Source organism: Hymenobacter coccineus (assembly GCF_001816125.1).
GTDB classification, from domain to species: Bacteria; Bacteroidota; Bacteroidia; order Cytophagales; family Hymenobacteraceae; genus Hymenobacter; species Hymenobacter coccineus.
On record NZ_MDZA01000113.1, the window covers coordinates 1 to 7,180 of the forward strand.

Annotated in this window: 6 protein-coding genes; 3 read left to right on the plus strand and 3 right to left on the minus strand. The window is 66.2% G+C overall.

The genetic code is table 11. From position 1 onward, the window contains the following. Positions 1–1,009, minus strand: a 1,009-nt coding sequence (xseA, locus tag BEN49_RS08830; RefSeq protein ID WP_070742665.1) for an exodeoxyribonuclease VII large subunit, incomplete at its 3' end; no start/stop codon positions are given. Positions 1,010–1,166: 157 nt separating this feature from the next. On the opposite strand from xseA, the gene BEN49_RS08835 reads away from it, so the two are divergent. From BEN49_RS08835 to BEN49_RS08845, 3 genes are all read left to right on the plus strand, one after another. Then, on the plus strand, positions 1,167–3,278 hold the full coding sequence (locus tag BEN49_RS08835) for a M13 family metallopeptidase (protein WP_070742666.1): 2,112 nt from the start codon (positions 1,167–1,169) through the stop codon (positions 3,276–3,278). A gap of 198 nt (positions 3,279–3,476) precedes the next feature. Beyond that, the gene (locus BEN49_RS08840) at positions 3,477–5,546 is read left to right on the plus strand and encodes a M13 family metallopeptidase (RefSeq protein WP_070742667.1); all 2,070 of its coding nucleotides are present in this window, start codon (positions 3,477–3,479) and stop codon (positions 5,544–5,546) included. Positions 5,547–5,743: 197 nt separating this feature from the next. Then, positions 5,744–6,145, plus strand: a complete 402-nt coding sequence (locus BEN49_RS08845) for a BLUF domain-containing protein (protein ID WP_070742668.1) — start codon at positions 5,744–5,746, stop codon at positions 6,143–6,145. 46 nt (positions 6,146–6,191) lie between these two features. Here BEN49_RS08845 and BEN49_RS08850 read toward each other — a convergent pair whose 3' ends face one another. After that, positions 6,192–6,932 carry a peptidylprolyl isomerase gene (locus BEN49_RS08850; RefSeq protein WP_070742669.1) on the minus strand — a complete coding sequence of 247 codons (741 nt, stop codon included), beginning with the start codon at positions 6,930–6,932 and terminating at the stop codon, positions 6,192–6,194. A gap of 37 nt (positions 6,933–6,969) precedes the next feature. Beyond that, a partial coding sequence (locus tag BEN49_RS28835) for a hypothetical protein (RefSeq protein ID WP_204376075.1) occupies positions 6,970–7,180 on the minus strand: 211 nt, incomplete at its 5' end.

Consider the following 7,180-nt stretch of genomic DNA (forward strand, 5'->3'; position numbering starts at 1 on the left):
CGGCGGCGCGGCCCCGGGCCGTGAGGCGGTCGAGGTGGGCGTTGTGCTGGCGCAGGTGGTGGCCGGCGGCGGCCCGGATTTCGGTGGCCAAGTGGTGCAGCAGGCCATCGACCCGGGCCAGGCGCTCGACAAGGAAGGCGGCCACGGCCGTTGGGGTTTTCAGGGCCCTGTGCGCCGTCAGATCAGCCAGGGCTTCGTCGCGCTCGTGGCCGATGCCGGTGAGCACAGGCAGCGGGAAGGCCCCCACGGCGGCGGCCAGGCCGTAGTCGTCGAAGGCCAGCAAATCGGTTTTGCTGCCCCCGCCGCGGATAATCACCACGGCCTCGAACTGCGCCCGCCGGCCGCGCACCGCGTCCAGGGCCCCCCGGATGCTGGCGGGGGCCTCATCGCCCTGCATCATGGCTGGGAACAGGGTGAGGGCGAAGTCGTAGGGCGCTTCTTCGAGTTGGCGCACGAAGTCCTGGAAGCCCGCGGCGGTGGGGGAGGAGATGACCGCCAGCCGCTGCGGGGCCAGGGGCAGGGCCAGCCGCTTCTGCCGCTCCAGCAGGCCCTTTATTTCGAGGGTTTGCAGGGCCAGCAGGCGCTGGCGGGCCAGCTCGCCCACGGTGTAGCTGGGGTCGAGGGCCAGCACGTCGAGGCTCAGGCCGTACTGCTCGTGGAAGCGCAGCTGCACCCGCAGCAGCAGCCGCAGGCCCGGGCGCAGGGGCTGGCCGGTATGAGCCTCGAAGGCGGGCACCACCTGCTGGTAGCGCTGGCTCCAGAGCGTGGCGCGGGCCTGGGCCTTGGCCGGCTGGCCGCGCTCGTCGGTGGCCTGCTCGGTGAGGGTGAGGTAGCAGTGGCCCCCGGCGAAGCGCGGCTTGGTGAGATCGGCCACCTCGGCCACCACCCAGTACGACTCGGGGAACTGGCGGTGCAGGGCCAGGCGCACGCGGCCCAGCAGCTCGGCCAGCCCCAGCGGGGCGGGCGGCGCGGGCACGGGCGCTTCGGAACGGCGGTTGTAGAGCGGCATGGGCGCAAGATACAGGCGGGCCCCCGCGGGTTTTGGGGTCCCGGGGCCTCGGCCGGCCGGGGTGCGGCTTATGTGCTTTAAGCCTTTACTTTGCGCCCATCTAATTTTAGCGCGGGCGCTGGCCGCGGCGCCCCATCCTTTTCCCCCTTTCCTACCCATGTCAAAAGCCTCCCACCTGCCCCTGGCGGCCGTGGCCGCTGCCGCGCTGGCCCTGGCCGGCTGCGCCGGCAGCAAGCCCACCGCCACAACCGCCGCGCCCGCGCCGGCCGCTCCATCCGTTGCCGCCGCCCCGGCCCCCGACCCCGTGGTGAAGGGCGTTGGCCTCGACGTGGCCGGCATGGACCCGTCGGTGAACCCCTGCGACGATTTCTACCATTACTCGTCGGGCAACTGGATGAAGAACACGCCCATTCCGGCCGCCGAGAGCGGCTGGGGCTCGTTCAACATCCTCGCCGAGCACAACAACGCCACCCTGCGCACCATTTTGGACGAGTCGGCCCAGCAGGCCCCCACGGCCACCAAGGGCTCGAACCTGCAAAAGGTGGGCGACTTCTACGCCGCTGCCATGGACTCGGCCGCCATCGATAAAGCCGGCCTGCGCTACCTCGAGCCGCACCTCAAGCGCATCGACGCGGTGAAAAACCTGGCCGAAATGCAGCGCCTGCTCGCCGACCCAACCGTGTCGCTCGGTGGCGCGTGGTTCGACGCGTACGTATCGCCCGATGATAAAATCAGCTCGCAGTACGCGGTGCAGTTTTCGCAAGGCGGCCTCACGCTGCCCAACCGCGACTACTACCTCGACGAAGACGCGCGCTCGAAGTCCATCCGCACCGCGTACCAGACGTACCTGGTGAACACTTTCAAGCTGCTTGGCGAGTTCGATGCCGCCGCCAAGGCCCACGCCGCCGCCGTCATGCGCATCGAAACGCGCCTGGCCAAGGCCAGCAAAAAGCCCGTGGACCTGCGCGACCCCTACGCCAACTACCACAAGCTGACGGTGGCCCAGGCCAACAAAGATTTCCCGAACCTGAACCTGCCCCTGATGCTGAAGACGGAGGGCCTGGGCACGGCCAAGGAAGTGATTGTGGGCCAGCCCGCATTCCTAAAGGAAGTGAGCGCCATGCTCAAGTCCGAGCCGCTGCTCGACCAGAAAACCTACCTGCGCTGGCACCTCACCAGCAGCCTGATGGGGGCCCTGCCGCAGGCGTTCGGCGACGAGCAGTTCCGCTTTTCGCAAACGCTGAGCGGCGCTAAAAAGCAGCAGCCCCGCTGGAAGCGCATGCTGCGCAGCACCGACGGGGCCCTGGGCGAAGCCTTCGGCCAGATTTACGTGGAAAAGGCCTTCTCGCCCGCCGCCAAGGCCCGCGCCAAGGAGATGATTGAGAACCTGCGCACGGCCTACGCCGAGCGCATCAACGCCACGGAGTGGATGAGCGCCGCCACTAAAGTGGAGGCCATCAAGAAGTTGAACGCCTTCGCCGTGAAGATTGGCTACCCGGATAAGTGGAAGGACTACTCGGCCCTCACCATCAGCCGCGCCAGCTACCTGAACGACGTGCTGGCCGCCCGCGCCTGGGCCGCCAAGGACAACCTCAAGAAGTTCGGCAAGCCGATTGACCGCACCGAGTGGGGCATGACGCCGCCCACGGTGAACGCCTACTACAACCCGGGCATGAACGAAATCGTGTTCCCGGCCGGCATCTTGCAGCCGCCGTTCTACGACCCTAAGGCCGACGACGCGGTGAACTACGGCGGTATCGGCGCCGTGATTGGCCACGAGATGACCCACGGCTTCGACGACCAGGGCCGCCAGTACGACGCCCAGGGCAACCTGAAAGATTGGTGGACCAAGGAGGACGGCGAGAAGTTCACGGCCCGCGCCGCCGTGGTGGGCAAGCAGTTTGATGGCTACTCGCCGCTGGATTCGGTGCACGTGAACGGCAAGCTGACGATGGGCGAGAACCTCGCCGACCTCGGGGGCCTCACCATCGCCTACCAGGCCTTCGAGAAAACCCCGCAGGCCAAGGAGCAGGCTAAGCTCGACGGCTTCACGCCCGAGCAGCGCTTCTTCCTGAGCTGGGCCCAGGTGTGGCGCAGCAACATGCGCCCCGAGGCCGCCCGCATGCGCATCCTCACCGACCCGCACGCGCCCAACCAGTTCCGCACCATCGGGCCCCTGCAAAACATGCCCGAGTTCTACAAAGCCTTCGGCTGCCAGGACGACGCCAAAATGGTGCGCGCCCAAGCCGACCGCGCCAAAATCTGGTAAGGAATCGCCTCGATTCGCTTGCTCGAAGCCCCGTTGCCAGCCCTGGCAGCGGGGCTTTTTGCGGCGGCCCGGGGCCCTACCGCCAATGCCATAATTGTGTAGGGCCCCGGGCGGCTATCTGCTGCAACGCAGGTTAAGAAACCATGTCTTTAAGGTTATTGCAACGTATTTTCTTTTCCCAATCCCATTTTTCCTCCTATGTTTTCAACCACCATTGTGCGCCGGCTGAGCCTGGCCGCCCTGGGTTTGAGCGGCGTGGCCGCAGCCGTAGCGGCCGGACCACCCGCCAAATCCAAGCCCGCCCCGCCCCAGGAGGGCATCGGCATCAACCTGGCCAACATCGACAACTCGGTGCAGCCTTGCAACGATTTTTACCACTATGCCAATGGCAACTGGTTGAAAAACAACCCTGTGCCGGCCGCTGAAAGCCGCTGGGGCTCGTTCAACGAGCTGGGCGACCGCAACCAGGCCATCGAGAAGCGCATTCTGGTGAAGGCCGCCGCCGCGGCCCCCACCGCCAAGATGGGCTCGAACGAGCAGAAGGTGGGCGACTTCTACGCCGCTGCCATGGACTCGATGGCCATTGAAAAAGCGGGCTTGAAGTACTTGCAGCCGCGCCTGACCCAAATTGCCGGCCTCAAAAGCCTGGCCGCCATCCAGCAGTACATGGCCAGCCCGAAGTCGATTTCGACCGGCTGGTACGGCATGGGCGTGGGGCAGGACAGCAAAAACAGCAGCGTGTACGCGGTGCAGCTGCGCCAGGGGGGCCTCGGCCTTGGCGACCGCGACTACTACCTGAAGGAAGACGCGCGCTCGAAAGCCGTGCGGGCGGGCTATAAAACGTACATGACCAGCATCTTCCAGCTACTCGGCGATGCGCCGGCCCTGGCCACCACCAACGCCGAGGCCGTGCTGGCCCTGGAAACCAAGCTGGCCCAGGCTAGCCGCAGCCGCGTGGATTTGCGCGACCGCCTCAAGAACTACAACAAGGTGCCCGTGGCCCAGGCCGTGAAGGATTACCCCAACCTGAACCTGCCCCTGCGCCTCAAGGACGCGGGCCTGAGCGGGGCCCAGGACGTCATCATCGGCCAGCCCGAGTTTTTGGCGGCCGTGAACACGCTGCTGGCCGGCACGCCCATTGCCGACCAGCAGCAGTACCTGCGCTGGAACCTGGTGTCGGACGTGACCTCGGCCCTGCCCAAGGCGTACGGCGATGCGCAGTTCCGCTTCCAGCAGGTGCTGACGGGCGCTAAGCAGCAGCAGCCTCGCTGGAAACGCTCGTTGCGCGCCACCGATGGGGCCCTGGGCGAAGCTTTCGGCCAGCTCTACGTGGACGAAGCCTTCTCGCCCGCCGCCAAGGCCCGCGCCAAGCAGATGGTGGAAAACCTGCGCGCCGCCTACGCCGAGCGCATCATGGCCACCGACTGGATGAGCGCCGACACCAAGAAGGAGGCCATTCAGAAGCTGAACGGCTTCGCCGTGAAGATTGGCTACCCCGACAAGTGGAAGGACTACTCGAAGCTGAACATTACCCGCCAGAGCGCGCTGCAAAACCTGCTGGCCACCTCCGAGTGGCGCCGGGCCGACAATCTGGGCAAGTTTGGCAAGCCGATTGACCGCATGGAGTGGGGCATGACGCCGCCCACGGTGAACGCCTATTACAACTCCAGCCTCAATGAAATCGTGTTCCCGGCCGGCATTTTGCAGCCGCCGTTCTACGACCCCAAGGCCGACGACGCGGTGAACTACGGCGGCGTGGGCGCCGTGATTGGCCACGAAATGACCCACGGCTTCGACGACCAGGGCCGCCGCTCGGACGCCAAGGGCAACCTGCGCGACTGGTGGACCAAGGAGGACAACGAGAAGTTCACGGCCAAGGCCGACATGGTGGGCAAGCAGTACGACGCCTTCACGCCGATTGACTCGGTGCACGTAAACGGTAAGCTGACGATGGGCGAAAACCTGGCCGACATTGGGGGCCTCACCATCGCCCACCAAGCCTTCCAGAAAACGCAGCAAGCCAAGGGCGGCCAGAAAATTGATGGTTTCACGCCCGAGCAGCGCTTCTTCCTGGGCTGGGCCCAGATCTGGCGCGCCAACTCGCGCCCCGAGTACGTGCGCCAGCAAGTGCAAACCGACCCGCACTCGCCCGAGCAGTTCCGCACCAACGGCCCGCTCATGAACATGCCCGAATTCTACGAAGCATTTGGCTGCAAAGACGGCACCAAGATGGTGCGCGCTACCACCGACCGCTCGCGTATTTGGTAAGCGGCCGGCATCCTGCCGAGATTAAGTATGACGAATGATTGAATCGGTGGCGGACCATTGCTGCCAGTCCTACTAAAAAAGGCCTCCTGCGCAAGCAAGAGGCCTTTTTTAATGCTTATTCCGCGCTACGGTTGTGTTTGCACGGGTTGATGCCGGCCGGTAAATTTGGCCACTAACCTGTTTTGTTTCTTACCCGCATGCACTACTTGGTTTACACCAGCACCGCTAATTTTCCGCTTACCATTGCCGATTTGCGCCGCCTGTTGGGGCCCTGGCGCGCAAACAATGCGCGCGCACAAGTTACCGGCGTCCTGCTCTACAGTGAGGGCCAGATCCTGCAAGTGCTCGAAGGCGAGGCCGATGCGCTGCACGCGCTTTTTGCCATCATTGCCGCCGACGCGCGGCACCGCAACGTGACCAAGCTGGCGGATGGCCGCGCGCAGGGCCGCGCGTTCGCCGAGTGGTCGATGCAGTTCCGCACCGTGGACCCCCAGGATTTTGCGCAGTTCGTGCAGCAGATGAACACCGCTGCTGGCCACACGGCCCGTTTGGCGCCGGTACTGGCCAGCTTTATGGCCCCGGAGCAGCCGTGGGCCTGAACGGGGCCCGCTACCCGGATTTGGGGTGAGCGACTAAGCCGGGGCCCTATTTCACCACTTCTACTTTCATGGTAATGTCCTGCACGGGCCACTTGTCGGGCTCCACGGGCACCTGCGAAATCTTGTTTACTACGTCCTGGCCCTCGGTTATTTCGCCGAATACCGTGTACTGGCCGTCGAGCGAGGGCGTGCCGCCTTGTGTGGCGTAGGCGCGCAACTGCTCGGGTGTCAAGCGGCGGGGCGTCATGGCCTGGGCCTGGCGGGCGTCGAGCTTTTCGCCAATCACGAAGAAGAAATCAGTGTTGGAGGAGAGCCGGCCGGGGTTCTCGTCGTCGTAGCGGGCCATGCCCAGGGCCCCCTGGTGGTGGAAGTGCGCGGGCCGGAACTCGGGCGGCAGGCGGTAGCGGTGCAGCCGGATGGTGCGGGGCCCCGCCGTTTGGCCGCCCTGCACGGCAAAGCCCTTCACCACGCGGTTGAACATGGTTTCGCTGAACACGCCCTTGCGGGTAAGCAGCAGGAAGTTGGCCTTGTGGATGGGCGTGTCGTCGTACAAATGCACCCGGATTTTGCCGAAGCGCGTGGTGAACAGCACCTCCGAGCCGGGGTACTGCTGGCCGTAGGCGAGCAGCGCGGCCGGGGCCGTTTCGTCGGTGAGGGTGGCAATGTCGGGGCCCGGCACCACGGGCCGGGCGGCGGGCGCGGCGGCGGGCGGCGGGGCCTGGTGGCAGGCGGTAGCCAGCAGCGCCACGGCCAGCGCCGCGGGCGCAAAACGGAGGGAAGGAAGCATACGGGAGGGAAACAGGGCGGCAACGGCGGGCAAGATACTACGGCCGCCAGGGCCCCGGGGCCCCGCCCGGCCCCAAAAAGCCCGCGCCAGGGGGCGCGGGCGCTCGGGTGCAGGGCCCGGGGCAGAGCGCCGTGTCGCCGGGGCCCCGCGCGCGGCGGCGGGCGGCGGGGCCTGGTGGCAGGCGGTAGCCAGCAGCGCCACGGCCAGCGCCGCGGGCGCAAAACGGAGGGAAGGAAGCATACGGGAGG

Coding starts and splice junctions, on each gene's coding strand:
- BEN49_RS08835 (WP_070742666.1), top strand. CDS start 1,167: ATGTCAAAAGCCTCCCACCTGCCCCTGGCGGCCGTGGCCGCTGCCGCG.
- BEN49_RS08840 (WP_070742667.1), top strand. CDS start 3,477: ATGTTTTCAACCACCATTGTGCGCCGGCTGAGCCTGGCCGCCCTGGGT.
- BEN49_RS08845 (WP_070742668.1), top strand. CDS start 5,744: ATGCACTACTTGGTTTACACCAGCACCGCTAATTTTCCGCTTACCATT.
- BEN49_RS08850 (WP_070742669.1), bottom strand. CDS start 6,932: ATGCTTCCTTCCCTCCGTTTTGCGCCCGCGGCGCTGGCCGTGGCGCTG.